The 15,836-nt window shown below is 31.9% G+C and carries 20 protein-coding genes; 10 read left to right on the top strand and 10 right to left on the bottom strand.

What is annotated here, in order from left to right; translation table 11 throughout:
• Positions 1 to 32: 32 nt before the first annotated feature.
• From C5F47_RS03295 to C5F47_RS03275, 5 genes are all read right to left on the bottom strand, one after another.
• Complete coding sequence (locus C5F47_RS03295; protein ID WP_179361479.1) at positions 33 to 638, bottom strand: response regulator transcription factor; 606 nt, start codon at positions 636 to 638, stop codon at positions 33 to 35.
• A 261-nt stretch (positions 639 to 899) separates the two neighbouring features.
• The gene (locus C5F47_RS03290; protein WP_179361478.1) at positions 900 to 1,670 is read right to left on the bottom strand and encodes a sulfite exporter TauE/SafE family protein; all 771 of its coding nucleotides are present in this window, start codon (positions 1,668 to 1,670) and stop codon (positions 900 to 902) included.
• A 37-nt stretch (positions 1,671 to 1,707) separates the two neighbouring features.
• Positions 1,708 to 2,340, bottom strand: coding sequence for a hypothetical protein (locus C5F47_RS03285; protein ID WP_179361477.1), 633 nt, complete (start codon positions 2,338 to 2,340; stop codon positions 1,708 to 1,710).
• 40 nt (positions 2,341 to 2,380) lie between these two features.
• Positions 2,381 to 2,872, bottom strand: coding sequence for a DUF192 domain-containing protein (locus tag C5F47_RS03280; RefSeq protein WP_179361476.1), 492 nt, complete (start codon positions 2,870 to 2,872; stop codon positions 2,381 to 2,383).
• Between the two features lie 39 nt (positions 2,873 to 2,911).
• Positions 2,912 to 3,262, bottom strand: a complete 351-nt coding sequence (locus C5F47_RS03275; protein WP_179361475.1) for a hypothetical protein — start codon at positions 3,260 to 3,262, stop codon at positions 2,912 to 2,914.
• A gap of 134 nt (positions 3,263 to 3,396) precedes the next feature.
• Here C5F47_RS03275 and C5F47_RS03270 point away from each other — a divergent pair, with 134 nt between their 5' ends.
• Positions 3,397 to 3,861, top strand: coding sequence for a metal-dependent transcriptional regulator (locus tag C5F47_RS03270; RefSeq protein ID WP_179361474.1), 465 nt, complete (start codon positions 3,397 to 3,399; stop codon positions 3,859 to 3,861).
• Here C5F47_RS03270 and C5F47_RS03265 read toward each other — a convergent pair.
• The 3 genes from C5F47_RS03265 to C5F47_RS03255 are packed head-to-tail and all read right to left on the bottom strand — an operon-like array spanning position 3,848 to position 6,475.
• Positions 3,848 to 5,668 (bottom strand): PINc/VapC family ATPase, encoded by a 1,821-nt coding sequence (locus C5F47_RS03265; protein ID WP_179361473.1) that lies wholly within the window; start codon positions 5,666 to 5,668, stop codon positions 3,848 to 3,850. The genes C5F47_RS03270 and C5F47_RS03265 overlap by 14 nt on opposite strands.
• Positions 5,669 to 5,713: 45 nt before the next feature.
• Entirely contained in the window at positions 5,714 to 6,070 is a 357-nt protein-coding gene (locus C5F47_RS03260; RefSeq protein ID WP_179361472.1) for a response regulator, read from the bottom strand.
• Between the two features lie 51 nt (positions 6,071 to 6,121).
• Entirely contained in the window at positions 6,122 to 6,475 is a 354-nt protein-coding gene (locus C5F47_RS03255) for an Hpt domain-containing protein (RefSeq protein WP_246271170.1), read from the bottom strand.
• Positions 6,476 to 6,526: 51 nt separating this feature from the next.
• On the opposite strand from C5F47_RS03255, the gene C5F47_RS03250 reads away from it, so the two are divergent.
• From C5F47_RS03250 to C5F47_RS03235, 4 genes are all read left to right on the top strand, one after another.
• Positions 6,527 to 8,413, top strand: coding sequence for a sensor histidine kinase (locus tag C5F47_RS03250; protein WP_179361471.1), 1,887 nt, complete (start codon positions 6,527 to 6,529; stop codon positions 8,411 to 8,413).
• Positions 8,414 to 8,662: 249 nt separating this feature from the next.
• Entirely contained in the window at positions 8,663 to 10,075 is a 1,413-nt protein-coding gene (locus tag C5F47_RS03245; protein WP_179361470.1) for a TldD/PmbA family protein, read from the top strand.
• A gap of 4 nt (positions 10,076 to 10,079) precedes the next feature.
• Positions 10,080 to 10,673, top strand: a complete 594-nt coding sequence (locus C5F47_RS03240; protein WP_179361469.1) for a uracil-DNA glycosylase — start codon at positions 10,080 to 10,082, stop codon at positions 10,671 to 10,673.
• Entirely contained in the window at positions 10,657 to 11,214 is a 558-nt protein-coding gene (locus tag C5F47_RS03235) for a DNA-3-methyladenine glycosylase (RefSeq protein WP_179361468.1), read from the top strand. The genes C5F47_RS03240 and C5F47_RS03235 overlap by 17 nt, the downstream gene beginning before the upstream one ends.
• Here C5F47_RS03235 and C5F47_RS03230 read toward each other — a convergent pair.
• Positions 11,211 to 11,843, bottom strand: coding sequence for a VTT domain-containing protein (locus C5F47_RS03230; RefSeq protein ID WP_179361467.1), 633 nt, complete (start codon positions 11,841 to 11,843; stop codon positions 11,211 to 11,213). The two genes, C5F47_RS03235 and C5F47_RS03230, sit on opposite strands and share 4 nt — an antisense overlap.
• A 90-nt stretch (positions 11,844 to 11,933) precedes the next feature.
• Between C5F47_RS03230 and C5F47_RS03225 the strand changes: the two genes are divergently transcribed.
• Both C5F47_RS03225 and C5F47_RS03220 read left to right on the top strand, forming a co-directional pair.
• The gene (locus C5F47_RS03225; protein ID WP_179361466.1) at positions 11,934 to 12,308 is read left to right on the top strand and encodes a DUF6659 family protein; all 375 of its coding nucleotides are present in this window, start codon (positions 11,934 to 11,936) and stop codon (positions 12,306 to 12,308) included.
• Between the two features lie 126 nt (positions 12,309 to 12,434).
• A complete protein-coding gene (locus C5F47_RS03220) occupies positions 12,435 to 12,728 on the top strand; it encodes a hypothetical protein (RefSeq protein ID WP_179361465.1) in 294 nt (97 codons plus the stop codon).
• Positions 12,729 to 12,730: 2 nt separating this feature from the next.
• Here the strand turns inward: C5F47_RS03220 and C5F47_RS03215 are convergent, their stop codons facing one another.
• Entirely contained in the window at positions 12,731 to 13,669 is a 939-nt protein-coding gene (locus tag C5F47_RS03215) for an ABC transporter ATP-binding protein (RefSeq protein ID WP_179361464.1), read from the bottom strand.
• 82 nt (positions 13,670 to 13,751) lie between these two features.
• On the opposite strand from C5F47_RS03215, the gene C5F47_RS03210 reads away from it, so the two are divergent.
• Genes C5F47_RS03210 through C5F47_RS03200 form a run of 3 tightly spaced genes read left to right on the top strand, consistent with a single transcriptional unit; the run spans position 13,752 to position 15,801 of the window.
• Positions 13,752 to 14,264 carry a transcription elongation factor NusA gene (locus C5F47_RS03210; RefSeq protein ID WP_179361463.1) on the top strand — a complete coding sequence of 171 codons (513 nt, stop codon included), beginning with the start codon at positions 13,752 to 13,754 and terminating at the stop codon, positions 14,262 to 14,264.
• Between the two features lie 2 nt (positions 14,265 to 14,266).
• The gene (gene aspS / locus C5F47_RS03205; RefSeq protein WP_179361462.1) at positions 14,267 to 15,553 is read left to right on the top strand and encodes an aspartate--tRNA(Asn) ligase; all 1,287 of its coding nucleotides are present in this window, start codon (positions 14,267 to 14,269) and stop codon (positions 15,551 to 15,553) included.
• A gap of 14 nt (positions 15,554 to 15,567) precedes the next feature.
• Positions 15,568 to 15,801, top strand: coding sequence for a hypothetical protein (locus tag C5F47_RS03200; RefSeq protein ID WP_179361461.1), 234 nt, complete (start codon positions 15,568 to 15,570; stop codon positions 15,799 to 15,801).
• Positions 15,802 to 15,836 lie beyond the last annotated feature (35 nt).

Here is a 15,836-nt window from a genome sequence, read left to right as displayed (position 1 = left end):
AATATTCCAAATACATGAAGTCATTCTCAGAGTCATTCAGGAACAATCTCCGATAATTTACGGATAGAGGTAACATCATTTTTTACTGCTAATTGAAGGGCATTTTCCATTTCATTGAGATTAGAGAGATCACCTTTACTAGAATCTATGACTAGGCATTCTTCTATGACAGGCAATGATTTGAAATTTCTATATTGTTGATAATTAACATTGCAAGAATAAACATTCACGTCATTTAGGAATTTGTATTGAATCTCAAATGAAGAAGGCATCGTATGATCTATTAAGAAGATATCATTGATTAGTTGTTTAATTTCATGAGTGTCAAATGGTTTTTTGATTATAGGTATCTTCAATAAATTAAGGATTAGTGAGGATGTTGCATTAAGATCACCAGTAATTACTGCAATTTTTGCTTTAGGATAAACATCTTTGATTGTTTCGACTACATGATACCCATCACATCTATCCATTTGTAAATCAGTAAAAACAATGTCAGGACGGTGTTTCTCATACAAAGTTAACGCATCATTACCATCAGTTCCAATTCCTAGTACATCAACATTAACTACATTCAACAATTCACAAAAGACATCAACGATATCTACATCGTCATCTATCACAATACAACTAACCATGTACATTAAACCCCAAATTCATCGTCATAATTTACTCTAATATGGTAATCATACTTTATCTTATTATCTTATAGTATTAAGTCCCAAATATGGGAATTTCTTTTTAATAGAAAACTAGATTTAAGAAAACATATGTGCAAAATCAATATAGAAAGTAAAAATACAGGAGAGCCGACTAGTCTCCCCCGCCCTTAGGTCATAAGACCTAACGAACAATATGTATTACAAAATTAGTATAAAAACACAAAAAGATTAGCGAGGCTAAAATCCTAATGAAATATTTACAGACATGGAATCAATAAACAATTTTGCAGCGGCAATTAAAATCACAACTGAGACTAGGATTTGTAAATATCTCTCCTTAACATCAATAGATAATCTTGCACCAACTAGTCCACCGATAAAAGAACCAATTGCTAACAATCCAGCTTGAATAAAGTCAGGATGCCCAAGTAGACTATGTACAACTACTCCAGAGAAAGACGCAAATAATAAAATCAATTGTGATGTAGGTGCAGCTTTTTTCATTGCCATTCCCATTCCAACTACCATCAAAGGAACAAAGACAATACCACCACCAATTCCAAAGAAAGAAGAAATAACGCCTGCAAAGAAACTGGCACCTATAGCAAAAATCATTATTTGTTTTGAAATTATTTTTTCTTTAGTTTCAATTTGTTTCCGGAGAAAAATATATGCTGCAGATGCAATTAATACAAATCCAAATAAAATTTTAAAAAGATCAGGTGCAATGTCAGTAGAAACAATTGCACCTAAAACAGTACCAGGTATTGAAAGTAATCCAAGTTTAATACCCAAAGAGTAATCAATTCGTTTTTGTTTGGAATATGAAATTGTAGATGCAGTAGCATTACTTAATGCAGCAAACAAACTATTACTTGCTGCAACTGTTGGTGAAAACCCCAAAAATGTTAAAACAGGAACAACAATTATTCCACCACCAAGACCAATCATAGAACCTAGAATTCCTGCACCAAATCCTAATACAATAAGCCATAGTTGATCAATCATAATAGCATCAATCAAAGAAATCCATCATATAATTAAACTACTTTAGAATAATTAATGTCTGCAAAACAGAGTTATCCATAGTAGTGATTTCTAAGAATATTTCATGATCAGCCAAATTATCAATTTTTGATGTTATGCTACGTTGGTCTGAATCATAATAAAACGTTCTAACACCTTCCATCCAGTCAGTAACAGATTCATAATCTGCAGATTTTTTTTCATCCCAACAATCACAAACAAGTGTCTCAATCATAGTTTTAAACACTGCAATTGTTTCCTCTTGATTTGACTCTAGGGAGGATGTTTCAAGATTAGCAATTGCCAAAATAGGAGATTGAGTATTACCACCAATATTGATATTCCCTATTGTATCACCATCAGCATTCACTACAGCAGTAGTTGTACAATACTCTACAGATCTAGGAAGTCCTTTTTGGAAATAAGTACAATATTGATCAATCGTTTGATCAGTAATTGCAGTAGGAGAAGAAACAAAAATATTTTGTTCTGCTAAAATATTTCGAATTTTTTCAATATCATAATAGGTAAAACCAGCATCATAAATTAAATTAGATTCAGGTTCAACAGATTCATTGTTAGATATCAATAAAGAAGATAAAATTATTATTCCAATTACTACAGGAATAGAGATTAGAATAAATTTATTCATAATTTAGAAAATTCGTATTCAAAGATAAGTTTTTGCAATATCAAATAGAGATAATTGTTAATTTAGAATCTTTTGTGATATTGTTTTGATCTATAAATCCAGATGTCACTTCAAGAATATACGATGCGTCATCATCAGGTACAACACTCTGACAAGTAGTAATTTCTAATGCAGTTTTGCAAGGAGGTACATTTTTTTCAATATGTACAACATTTCCATCAAGATCAAACCAAATCATATCCAAAGGAAATTGCATGTTAAGCATCCATAAAGAATACAACCCAGGTTCCTTGAAAACAAAAATCATTCCTTGATCAGGAGGCAATTGATCTTGAAACATTAATCCACGTACACGTCTTGGTTCAGAATCTGCAATTTGAACTTCAAGCGCAACATCATCAACCAATATCGTTCCTCGTGGAAATTCAACAGATTCAAGTTTACTGTCACTTGGAAGAGTAAGCATTCCAATAACACCAATAATTACAGCAGCAATCGTAATTGGGATTAATGCTTGTGCACGAGTAGTCATAAAGGAATTTGTTTCAATCCTTTTAAAAACTAAGGGAGATTACATTACAGAATTCTTAAAATCAGAAATCGAAGACATTGTATTTTTTGTCTGATGACCAATATCATGAAGTGTTGAACCATTGTACTTTTTGTCAAGGTATCGCCCGGCAACTATCATTGGACCTCCTATAGCACATGTAACACCAGTAGGTTCAGGGACCCATAACATCAAAAACCCAATTTTTTGGAGTTTTTTTCCAGGAGCAGGTGCTTTTTGAAGTGCTCCTAATGAACGGGCAGTATGTTTGTCATCCATAGTTGAGACTTCAGCGTATAAGCTGGCTCTTCTTTTAGCAGAATCAGAGAATTTTCGTAATTTATCTAGACGTGCCTTTAGGGGATCAACCATTCCAACCTAGATTTAGAAGAAATTAGTTAAGAATCAAAGATCAACTACGGTCACTTTCAAGTCAACAAAGAGTAACCAAATCCAAGTCAAAAGACACCCAATTATACTAGATTTAATTTAGTTACAAAGATAACATGAAGTCTAAAAATTACAAAAGACTAGATTCAATCAAAGCTGCACATCAATCAGAGAGAACACGTTCAAGTACAAGAATGGAAGATTATTTGGAAATAATTTCAGAATTAGTTGAGTTAAAAGGATATGCAACAACATTAGACATTTCAAGATACATGAATGTTAGTGCACCCAGTGTTACCAAAATGCTTCAAAGATTGGATGAAAATGGGTTTTTGGAATATGAGAAATATCACGGAATAAATCTAACAAATAAAGGAATCAAAATTGCAGAAGGGATTAGACAAAAACACGGAATATTGTTAGAATTTTTTGAAATCTTAGGAGTTGGATATGATACTGCAAACCAAGATACAGAAGGGATAGAACATCACCTAAACCCAAAAACAATCAAACAATTAAGAAAATTTATTACTTTTCTAAAAGCAAATCCAAAAATTATCGATAATTTTAAAAATCTTTAAGGAAAATTTTGATTTCATTTTGAGAAGATGTTAAATCCATCAAGTTTCGTGCAACATCAGAACGTTTTGGAATTTTAATTTGTCCTTTCTTTCCAATCCTAACTGATGCAATGAATTTTTCATTTGCATAGATATCAGCATGCATTGCTGTAAAATCTCTATTTACAGTTAAAAGCAATGCCGTTTTGGATTCTGAAAAACTAAAGGGTAAATCATTTGAAGTCATTGAAATATCATTAGATGTTTTTTCAACAACATCAATGTGTACATTGAGTAATTTTTCAATATCATTAATGTTTGAACCACCTCTACCAATGATTGATGCAATGTATTGTTCGTCAACCATGACTTTGACACGATTATCAGTTAAAATTTCAACTTCTGCGCGTGGGTCATATTGTCTGAAAGTTTCTTTAATTTTATCCTCAGCAAGTTTTTCAATTCCTATTTTTTCTGTTTTTTTACCTACGGGTACAATGACATTTTCCTCACCAAAAGTGTAAATTTCATGTTCTAGTGTATTGTCTTCAAAATTTCTAATTTCTATTACAGGTCTTGCTAAATCAGATTCAGTCATCCCAGTAGGAACTTTAACCTTTAATTCCAAGTCATAGACTTTTTGAATTCCTCCATCTTTTACGAAAACCACAGTATCCAAAACATTAGGAATAATTCCTAGTTCAATTTTTCCAATGAAGCGCTGAATTGCATCCAAGGGAGAATTTGCATGTACAACACCAACCATTCCAACTCCAGTTAATCTCAAATCAGCAAAGGTGGTAAAATCTTCCCGTCTTCTTACTTCATCAAAAATAGTATAATCAGGCCGGACAAGTAATAAAATATCTGCAGAGTTATCAAAACTTCCATCTAGTTTACTGTACTGTGTTATTCCAGAATCAACTTGCAAATCACGTGGAGATTCAAATGTTTTAACAATTTTTCCTTTGTTGTTATAAAAATTTGCAAGGCCAGATGCCAACGTACTTTTTCCAGAGCCGGGTGAACCAGAAATTACAATACCTTCTGCACTATCAGAAAATCTTTCCATTAATTTTTCAGATATAGTGTAATCATCAAGAGACATTTTTACAATTGGATGAACTATGGTTATTTCAAAAGATTCTGAAAAAGGAGGATAGGTAATTGCAATTCGATAGTCTTCATGTTGAACTACAGATGCACCAGTTTTTGATATTTCCAAAGTGCTAGAATCATACACATTTACAAGATCTAAAATTTGAGAGGACATCATTTCCAAATAATCTTTTGAAAGAAGTTCATCGTTTAATTTTGTTAAAACAAATTCTCCGGGTTTGCCTTTTTTGGCCAAGGGACACTGATTCTCCTTAAGATGTATGCTCATAGTTTCTGAATCAAAGAATTTGAGAAATTCTAAAGACTCATTCTTTATTTCAGATTTTAAGAAAACAGTTTCAACATCTTCAGCCTGTGCAACTAAATGTTGCACACGATCAGAAGTGTATAAAATTGCATTATTTTGTTTGGCCATATCAACAATTAGTGAATCAATTCTACCACTGCTTGCAAGTTTCACATCATCAGAAGTTGGATGAGACCCACCGACAATTACAGTTAACCCATGACTTCCAGATAATAATTTTAATTTTCTAATTTTCTCAAGACCGACAAATCCTTGTTCTCTTTTTTTAGATGCCTGTGATTGAAGCTCATCAAAAACAGCTTGAGGGATAATGATTTCAGAATTTCTGACGGCACCAGATTCAATTTGGGATAAAAGTTGACCGTTAATTATTACACTAGTATCAGATACAATTTTTGACAAATTATTAATCAATTTTTTAATTATTTTATTCCCTAAATTGCTTTCTTAAGTTAGAGACTTTATTGATTCTAAAACACCATTAAAATCAAATGGTTTTGAGATATAAGATGATGCACCGTGATCCAAGCATTGCTGAATTACTTTTTGATCATCACTAGCAGTGATCAAAATAATTTTTGCTTTAGGATCATATTCAATTACTTCTTTAACAACAGTGAATCCATCTTTTTTTGGCATTGCCAAATCAAGTAGTAAAATTTGAGGGTTGTGTTGTTTATAGAAAGTTACAGCTTCTGCCCCATCAGTTGCCTCTCCAACTATTTCATGTTCACCAATTGACAAAATATCTTTTAAGACCAAACGAATTGCATCAGAATCATCTGCAATCAAGATTTTTGCCATCAACTATAATTTAAAATGCCATATTAAAAAACTTCAGCATTGAAAATTTGACTAAAATTGTTTGATTTTATCAGAAATTTGACTAAAATTAAATTCAGGCTCATTCATGGATTTTTTCATTGTAATGACAGATTCAGATATTGCAGCAAAAATGCCATCATAATGAGTACCATCAATCATCTTTTTGAATAAATCATCAAGAGATGATGAAAAACTGCCCAAGGATTCTTTTCCCATCATCGGGGCAAGGCCTTTAATTTTATGAGTATGTTTTTGAAACAAACTGGAATTTTTGACAACATCATTATCATCAGAGCAAGATTTCAAAATATTTTCTAATGATTCAATATCGTCATTCACTTCTTTAGAAGCAACAGCAATGAATTCATCAGACATTATGTACATTAAATAAAATTCACCCATTATTTTTATAGTCTACGCTATGTGTTTTTTGTTATGAAGATAGTCAGTAAGGCATATGTGCTAATTGCCATATTGATTATTGCCGCAGTTTTTAATTTATTCTTATTATATCAAGATCAAAATATAGAGACATCACAATCATATTCTATTATCGGAGCCGGAGATGTAAAAGTGAAAGCTGAATCAATTTCAGGATTAGCTACATCTGTTGCAAGGGGAGTAATTGAAGATAAAGGAGAACTTGAAAAAGAAATTGGTGAAGTTCAATCAACTTTAGAAAAAATTAAAAATGGTGGAGAATTCAAAGGACAAACATTAGGAAACATTCCAACATCACTCATTCCAGATTATAACAAAGTGTTGTCATCATGGGAAACATACAAAGAAAAAGCATTGAAAGTCGAAGTGACTTCAGTATTTGATCCTGAAGCTACAAGTGCAATGAATTATGTTTTACAAAAAAATCAAGAACTTGTTTTACATACTGATCAATTAAGTAAAGATTTAGCCAAACTTGACAGAGATTACAACGAACACAAACAAATTGCATTAGAATTGGCTGAATGTGCAAAGATCATAGGACAACAAAGTCTGCTTATTTCAATAGGGGAAGGGGAAAATGCTCAAGAAACACTTCAAAAAAAGAATTTGCAGTTTGAGATAGGAATGAGGAAATTATTACAAATATCAACATCAGATTTAGATGTAGAAAGTGTCGGAATGACGCATGAAGAATTAATTTCCATTCCAAGAGAAAACTCAGAGGCATTAAGAACATTGGATCCATTATGGGAATCAATTAAAATAAAAATCGAAATACTCGAGGATAGGGCACTGTTATCTCCTGAGTTTAATTTAGCAAAAAATGAAATGAATGATGAAAAAAATAATTTATTTAACAATATAGACGGACTTCTAAATTCATGGAACGATGAATTAACAAGTCAAGGATCAGAAGAACAAATCATTATTCAAGTTCTGTTGATAGTAGACATTGCAGTATTCATTTTAGTCTTATTTGTCATCAGGCAATCTCTTTCTCCTCTAGAATCAATCAGTAAAGCCCTATCCAAAGTAAAAGAAGGGGTGTATGGTGAAAAGATAGAGTATTCGGGTACAGATGAAGTTGGACAACTTGTAACAAATTTCAATATAATGTCAAATACAATTAAAGAGAAAGAAGATGAAGCAAAGAAGACAGATATTGCAAAAGATGAATTTCTTGCAATGATCACTCACGAATTAAAAACACCTCTCGTACCAATTCAAGGATACTCAGACATTTTACTAAATGAGCACTTGGGGAAATTAACAGACAAACAAAAAGAAAGAATCAGCATTATAAAATCAAGTTCAGAAACATTGTTATCAATTATTTCAGATTTGCTTGATGCTCAAAAGTTAGATTTAGGACAATTAAGAATGACAAAACAAAATACAGACGTCAAACATACAATTACAAAAGCAATTGAAACACTAAAGCCAGAGGCTGAATCAAATAAAATAGAAATCAGTACAAATGCCACAAGTTTAATTATTAATCACGATTCTGAAAGAATAGGACAAGTAATTACTAATTTAATTAAAAACAGCATCATTGCAATACAACCAAATCCAGGTAAAATTGAAGTTTCAATGTATGACAATCCAGATAATGTAAGAATTTCAATAAAAGATAACGGTGTGGGAATTCCCAAAGAAAAACAAAAGAACCTATTCAAAAAATTCTATCAAGTAGATGCCACATTAACTAGAGAAAGAGGAGGAAGTGGATTAGGATTAGCAATTTGTAAAGGAATCATCGATAATCACCTTGGTGAAATAACAGTTGAAAGTGTTCCAAATCAAGGAGCCACATTTTCATTTATGATTCCAAAAAATGCCAATGAAAATACAAAGTCACCTCTAAATTCTGCTTAAAGAAAACAAACTCTCAGAACTAAAAACACTCACACTCTTGAAAAAATGGATATTTAGATATCAAACTCATGCAAGAAAACAATCAAAAAAACAAGGAATTTTACAATAATTGTACACAGTATTTTGAATTTTTACGCAAAAAAAGTATGACCGATTATGATTTTGAGGATGAATATTACTTTACCATGCCTGCAATTTCTAGTCACTAGATAGCAGAAGATTTACGAACCACCCACATCTGCAGATGTTATGGATACAAAATTACAAGATTTTGCAGAAAAAGCAGTAAATTATGCAAGTAGAACAGGAGCCCAATACTGCGATGCTAGAGCAGAGCAACAAAAACAAAAATCAGTACTTTTAGAAAATAATCAAACAGAATTTGTTAGAACTAATGATGACAGAGGATTAGGAATTAGAATTATAAAAGATAATTTGTGGAGTTTTTGTTCAATTACCAATCCGCAATCATTTGAAGAAGTTAAAGTAGCAATAAATAATTCTATAAAAAATACTAATAATCAAAATGAAAATAAAATTAAACTTTATCCAAATACAAATAAAAAAATTAAAATAAATTATCCAGTATTGAAAAAACCAGAATTAGATGAAATAATAAAAATTGGATTAGAGTGTAATAAAATTATTTTAGAGACTCCAAAAATAATCAAATCTATTGTTCATCCATGGTATTCAATAAATTCTAAATATTTTATCAACTCAGAAGGAACAGAAATCTTACAAAATTTTACCGATGTAATTATAGAAATGATTGCAACTGCACACGATTCAGGAATTACACAATCAGTAAACATTACTGAGGGAGGAAGAGGCGGATTGGAACAGATTTTAAATAATGATAAAATTCAAAAAACTGCAAAAAACATTTCATCTAAAGCATCACAATTAACAAATGCTAAACCAGTAAAAGAAGAAAAAGCAACAGTAGTTATGAATCCAGATTTCGTATCATTGCTTACTCATGAAATATTAGGGCATCCATCAGAAGCAGATAGAGTATTAGGAAAAGAGATGGCATGGGCAGGAGGCGCATGGTGGAAAAATAAATTGGGAGAAAAAATAGGTTCGGAAAAACTCAACGTGTTTGATGATCCTACAATAAAAGAAAGTTTAGGATGGTATCAATTCGATGATGAAGGAGTTGAAACAAGGAAAACAACACTTGTGGAAAATGGAATATTAAAAAACCATATGCAAAATAGAGAAACAGCCCAAATATTCAATTCTGCACCAACAGGCAACATGAGAGCTACAAATTATCGATTTATGCCTCTAATACGAATGGCATGCACATGTATTGCCAATGGAGATTCAAAAGTAGATGAAATAATCAAGGATGTCAAGCACGGATATCTAATATCAAATATGAAAATCCCTTCAATCGATATGAAACGATACAATTGGAGTATATCTTGTCAATATGCACAAAAAATTGAAAATGGAGAAATAACAGATTTACTAAAAGATGTCATAGTCATGGGAACAGCACCAGAATTTTTCAAATCAATTGATGCATGTGGGGACGATTTTACTGTTAGACCTATAACTAATTGTGGAAAGGGAGATCCTATGCAATCAATGATTATGGGTAATGGAGGACCAACAATAAGAGGAACTGCAACAGTAAAGAGTGCAAACTAAAAAAATGAAACAAAAATTAGAAAGTATTAAACAAAATGTAATAGAATGTACAAAGTGTGAACTTTGTAAAACTAGAACAAATTCAGTTCCAGGTAAAGGAAATTTCAAGTCAGATGTAATATTTGTTGGAGAAGCTCCAGGAAAAAATGAAGATAAAAATGGAGAGCCATTCATAGGGGTTGCAGGTAAAAAATTATCAGCAGCACTAGAAGGGGCAGGAATTTTAAGAGAACAGGTATACATTACAAACATAGTAAAATGCAGACCCCCAAAAAATAGAGTTCCAACAACTATAGAGAGAGAAACATGTCAAGATTATTTAAAACAAGAAATATCAATTATAAAACCAAAAATTATTTGTGTTTTAGGAAATACTGCATTTAATTCTCTATTAGGAGGTTCCGAGATTACAAAGTTCAGAGGCAAATTGGTTCGAAAAGACAATCAATTGTATTTTTTAACTGTTCATCCAGCAGCAACAATTTACAATCAAGAATTAATCAAAGTATTGGGAAAGGATATTGTCAAACTATTTGATTTAGTGACAGAATTAAAAAATAAGAAAAAAGTAAAAATTGACATTGAATATACTACCTAGAGAATTTTATTCAAAAGATACAGTTACTGTAGCAAGAAATCTTTTGGGGAAAAAAATTGTTAGAAAAATTGGAAGAATAGAAATTTCAGGAATCATAACAGAGACAGAGGCATATAGGCACAAAGATGATCCAGCTAGTCATGCATTTAGTAAAATGACAGATAGAAACAAGATAATGTTTGGAGAAATAGGTTCAGCCTATGTTTATTTTACCTATGGAATGTATTTTTGCTTTAACATAGTAGCCAAAACTCCCAAAATTGCTGCAGGAGCGGTTCTAATTCGTGCAATTGAGCCTCTAAAAGGAATAGAAATTATGCAAAAAAATAGAGGAAGTGTAAATTTGAAAAATCTCACCAATGGGCCAGCAAAACTAGCTCAAGCATTAGACATCACAAAAGAACATTATGGAATAGATTTAACAAAAAAATCAGAGATATATATTGCTCAAGGAATAAAACCTAAAGAAATTATTGCATCGCCTAGAATAGGAATTTCAAAAGCAGCAGACAAGTTATGGAATTTTAAAATTAAAGTTTAATCTTTATTGTTTTCATCCAAAGTCCAAGGAGCAAATTTTCCAAGAATTCTTGCCCAATCCAATCTCAATAACAATACAACTACTGCAGTCATCATTACACCAAAAATAATTATTCCAATGTAAACAGGTGTTGCATCATCAACATTTTCAAGAAAAGGTTCTACTAAAGATAATCCCAAATTATGAGAGATAAATACAATGGAATAGCTTAGTACAATTTTTCCAGTAAGTGTTGCAACAAAAAATCTTTTGGGATTATATTTTGCCAATCCCAAGGGGACATATACTAAATCATCAGGAATCGGAGTGGCAGCTGCAAAAAAGGCAGCACCTGCACCATATCTTTTGATCAATCTTTCAAAGGGTCTCATTCGTTTTCGAGTTTTTTCATTGATTATTCTTCTTCCGCCATAACTAACATAGAAAATAATTTGTTTAGCAACAGTTGCAGTTATTGCAGAAACTAATGCTAAAATGTGCAAGTCGTATTGATTTCCTACAGACATTGTAGCAAGAAGTAAAAATCCAGGTAATGGAACAAAGGGTACAAGGGAACCAAAGAAATTGACTAAAGCCAGTAAAGAGTAACCTACATCTGGTGCAAATGGAAATATGTCAACAAAATCCACAAATCAAACTATTTTCAGGCTTTATTTAATTAGATCTAGATTGAATTGCTTGCAATTCATTAAAATATCATCTTTTCAGAACCCCATCAGATGATAAAAAAAGATTATGAAAATATTTGTAACACTATAGCCACAATCAGCCCATACATCAGATTTGTAGGCGTGATTGGGGAAAGTGGAAATCTGTTAGCATACAAAAGAAGACCAGATTTAGTGCCACTTTTGAATGAAAAAAATACTCAGTACCAATTTTCACACATAGCAATTAAGACAGATTTGGAAGGGTTTTTTGATAAAAATCTAGGAGAAATAGAATTCGTATGGGAAGAAAGGAAAAAGGTTCAGACCATTTCTTTTGCCATCAAAAAATCAAGAGTGTGGATTTCAATTGATAAAAAAGTAATAAGATCTGAAATGCTAAGAATTATTGATTCATGCTTACCAATTGTTAAAAAATTCTCCTAACACATGAAGTGTCCGTATTGTGAAATTGATTTAGATTCACTTAGCATGACAGACGGATTAAAACATATTCTAGAACATAAAAAAGAGACACAAAATTAACTTATTTGAGTAATTTCAAAGCACAGTATGAAAGAGCCAGATGAAATTGAGAAACTAATAGATGAAATTAGTTTCAGAAAATCAAATTCTAAAAATTATGAGAAAATGAAGGCTGAAGAAATCAGTAAAGAATTGAGGGAAATTATGAAGTTTGAACAAATATCATTTAAAAAAATTGACGAGTTTAAAAAAGCACAACAGAATCCAGATTTGATTCAGTACGCAAAAATGATTTGTAAAAACACAGTAGAAAGGGAGGTTGCACAGTTACAGGAAATATATTTAAAAAAAATTGATGAAGAATATCTTAATTCAAAATAAATTTATTTTTCATCTTCATACAACCAACATCTAACATAACCAGTTTTTGTTTTAAATTTAGGAGGCAGTTCTTTGCATTTTTCAATTGCTAATGGACATCTATCAATAAATCTGCATTGTGTTGGTGCATCAAGTAAGCTAGGAGGAATTCCTTTGATATATTTTGGAATATTTCCTTTAAGAGTAGGAATGGATTCCAAAAGACCTTGCGTGTAAGGATGTTTTGGATTTTTGTAAATTTCTTCTGAAGAACCAAACTCAACCATTTGTCCCCCGTACATGATACCAATTTTATCAGCAATTTCTGATAAAACTGCTAAATCGTGCGTAATTAACATAATTGACATTCCATCTTTTTTGAGAGATTTGAGTAAATTGATAATTTGTGCTTGAATTAAAACATCTAATGCAGTAGTGGGTTCATCTGCAATTACAAATTTTGGTTTTAATAATAATGCCATTGCAATTATCACTCTTTGTTTCATTCCACCACTAAGTTCATGGGGGTATTTTTTTAGAACATGTTCTTCAAGATGTACTGAATTCATGGCATCTAAAATTAATTGTTTAGAGTCACCTTCAAAATTATGTTGTTTCAAAACTTCAATGAATTGTTCATTAATTGTAAACACAGGATCAAGAGAATTCATTGCACCCTGAAAAATCATGGATATTTTTTTCCACCTATATTCATCATTAAAAACAGATTCATCCATATCTAAAATAGAATCACCATCAAAAGTTATCGTCCCTTGAGCAGTTCCTCCAGAAAGCATCCGAATTAATGACAACCCCAATGTACTTTTCCCACAAGCACTCTCGCCTGCAATCCCTATAGACTCACCAGGATTTAATTCAAAATCTACATCATCAACAGCATAAACAGGTCCCTTAGATGAAGAATATCTAGAAGATAATCCATTTACAATTAGAAAAGTCATTGTATTCTTAGATCCAAACTATGATTTTTGTTTTGCACTAAGGGATATAAACAACATTATCAGAATGAAAAAGTCGATTCAAATGAAATTACCTATTTGTGGCTTTGATGCAAAAAATTCAATCCTATGTCCCCAATGTGAAAGTAAGGTAGAATCAGGGGAATTAACAAAGGCAGATGTAGAAGCATCAATGAATCTTGCAAAAATCGGGAAATCAAATAAAGAAATTGAAAATTTTACTCTATTTTCCTGTAAAGAATTTGATGGGAATTTTGTATTATCTTTAGCAAAAAACGACATCATGATAATTAGGCAAAGCAGGACGCTATATCGAACATTGCAAGATCAATTCAAAGGAAAAATTTGGCTAGTCGAGGCAGACGAAACAGACAAGCGATTCATAGAGGACTTGTTTTTTCCAACAAAAATCCTATCAATTAATGCTGTCTGGGCTCCAGGCGGCGTTCAAAAAACAAAAGCAGTGGTATCAGGTAAATGGACTCCAAAATTTCCAATTGATACTGAAAAAGTTGTTCAAATAGTCAGAAATGCCCGAAACCTTGACATTGAGATAGAATTTGAGGATAAAAGATAGACATGGTTTTTGTAAAAACTCACGATATTTCTGAATTAAATCAAGAATTAATTGGAAAACAAGTTGTACTAGGTGGATGGATTGAAGACCTTAGGAAATTAGGCAAAATGTCATTTATTACACTCAGAGATGTTTCAGGAATTTCCCAAGTGATAGTCAAAGGGGAATTAAATGATAATTTAGGTGAAATTAATCGTCAAAGCGTTGTCAGTATCAAAGGAATTGTTCAAGAGACAAAAGCCAGAGATTTTGCATTTGAAGTTAAAGCAGATGAAATCGAAGTGTTGGGAAAAGCAATCCACCCATTACCAGTTGATCCAATTGGTAGACTAGAAAGTAATATCGATACCAGATTAAATCACCGTGCTCTAGATATGAGAAATCAAAGAACAGCTTCAATTTTCAAATTACGTCATCATGTATTACAATCATTAAGAAAGACTTTAGCAGACAAAAAATTCTTAGAAATTACAACACCCAAAATCATTGGAAGTGCAAGTGAAGGGGGAGCAGATTTATTTTCATTAGAATATTTTGGAAAAACAGCATATCTTGCTCAAAGTCCACAACTGTACAAAGAACAAATGACAATAGGATTAGAGAGAGTTTTTGAAATTTCAAACTTTTATCGAGCAGAAAACTCACATACTGGACGACATTTAACAGAATTTACCAGTATTGACATTGAAGCTGCATTTATGGACTATGAAGATGTCATGAATGTATTAGAAGAACTTGTTTTGGCAGTATACAAAGATATTTCAGAGAATTGTAAAACAGAGCAAGAAACCATCGAACATACAATAGAAGTACCTTCAGCACCATTTGAGAGAGTGACATATACTCAATGTGTTGAAGAATTGAAAAAAGAGGGAGAGCAAATTGAATTTGGAGATGACTTGCTTGATTCACATCTAAGGATTATTGGCAAGAACCATCCAGGATTTTTCTTCTTGACTGACTGGCCTATGAAACTAAAACCATTCTACATTAGAGAAAAAGATGAAGATGCAACACTTTCACGCTCATTTGATTTACAATATGGATTTTTAGAATTATCTTCAGGAGGAACAAGACTCCACAATCCAGAAATGCTTCAAGAGAGATTAAAAGAACAGGGATTAGATCCTACACAATTTGCAGACCATTTGAAAACATTTGATTGGGGAATGCCACCACATTCTGGTTGGGGTATGGGACTAGACAGACTAATGACTACGCTGATTGGGATTGATAATGTACGTGAAGTAGTATTGTATCCACGAGATCCGGACAGATTGAGTCCATAGAGGAGATAGAAATAATGACATTATTCTGTAAACAATGTAATGAAAGAAGATTGCCAATTGTTTTTGCAAAAGACAAAGCACCATTATGGTTATGTGAAAAATGTGAAAATTTTGCAGATGGTGTAGATACAATTATTCGAGAATTAACTAAAGAAGAAAAAGAAGAAATGAAGAAGAAATTAGACGATTTTGAAAAAGATGCCGTACAAACAGGCGAAAAACTTAGTAGAAGAAAAGGCGTCAATTAACACTTTAAACTATTCAAATTTTTATGGCATGAAGG

The sequence above is a fragment of the Nitrosopumilus cobalaminigenes genome (assembly GCF_013407145.1).
Classification (GTDB): Archaea; Thermoproteota; Nitrososphaeria; order Nitrososphaerales; family Nitrosopumilaceae; genus Nitrosopumilus; species Nitrosopumilus cobalaminigenes.
This window is presented reverse-complemented; position numbering and strand designations above follow the sequence as displayed.

Excerpts from the sequence above, each read along its gene's own strand:
- C5F47_RS03295 (WP_179361479.1), bottom strand. The coding sequence starts at position 638 with ATGGTTAGTTGTATTGTGATAGATGACGATGTAGATATCGTTGATGTC.
- C5F47_RS03290 (WP_179361478.1), bottom strand. The coding sequence starts at position 1,670 with ATGATTGATCAACTATGGCTTATTGTATTAGGATTTGGTGCAGGAATT.
- C5F47_RS03285 (WP_179361477.1), bottom strand. The coding sequence starts at position 2,340 with ATGAATAAATTTATTCTAATCTCTATTCCTGTAGTAATTGGAATAATA.
- C5F47_RS03280 (WP_179361476.1), bottom strand. The coding sequence starts at position 2,872 with ATGACTACTCGTGCACAAGCATTAATCCCAATTACGATTGCTGCTGTA.
- C5F47_RS03275 (WP_179361475.1), bottom strand. The coding sequence starts at position 3,262 with ATGGTTGATCCCCTAAAGGCACGTCTAGATAAATTACGAAAATTCTCT.
- C5F47_RS03270 (WP_179361474.1), top strand. The coding sequence starts at position 3,397 with ATGAAGTCTAAAAATTACAAAAGACTAGATTCAATCAAAGCTGCACAT.
- C5F47_RS03260 (WP_179361472.1), bottom strand. The coding sequence starts at position 6,070 with ATGGCAAAAATCTTGATTGCAGATGATTCTGATGCAATTCGTTTGGTC.
- C5F47_RS03255 (WP_246271170.1), bottom strand. The coding sequence starts at position 6,475 with ATGTACATAATGTCTGATGAATTCATTGCTGTTGCTTCTAAAGAAGTG.
- C5F47_RS03250 (WP_179361471.1), top strand. The coding sequence starts at position 6,527 with ATGAAGATAGTCAGTAAGGCATATGTGCTAATTGCCATATTGATTATT.
- C5F47_RS03245 (WP_179361470.1), top strand. The coding sequence starts at position 8,663 with ATGGATACAAAATTACAAGATTTTGCAGAAAAAGCAGTAAATTATGCA.
- C5F47_RS03240 (WP_179361469.1), top strand. The coding sequence starts at position 10,080 with ATGAAACAAAAATTAGAAAGTATTAAACAAAATGTAATAGAATGTACA.
- C5F47_RS03225 (WP_179361466.1), top strand. The coding sequence starts at position 11,934 with ATGATAAAAAAAGATTATGAAAATATTTGTAACACTATAGCCACAATC.
- C5F47_RS03220 (WP_179361465.1), top strand. The coding sequence starts at position 12,435 with ATGAAAGAGCCAGATGAAATTGAGAAACTAATAGATGAAATTAGTTTC.
- C5F47_RS03215 (WP_179361464.1), bottom strand. The coding sequence starts at position 13,669 with ATGACTTTTCTAATTGTAAATGGATTATCTTCTAGATATTCTTCATCT.
- C5F47_RS03210 (WP_179361463.1), top strand. The coding sequence starts at position 13,752 with ATGAAATTACCTATTTGTGGCTTTGATGCAAAAAATTCAATCCTATGT.
- aspS (WP_179361462.1), top strand. The coding sequence starts at position 14,267 with ATGGTTTTTGTAAAAACTCACGATATTTCTGAATTAAATCAAGAATTA.
- C5F47_RS03200 (WP_179361461.1), top strand. The coding sequence starts at position 15,568 with ATGACATTATTCTGTAAACAATGTAATGAAAGAAGATTGCCAATTGTT.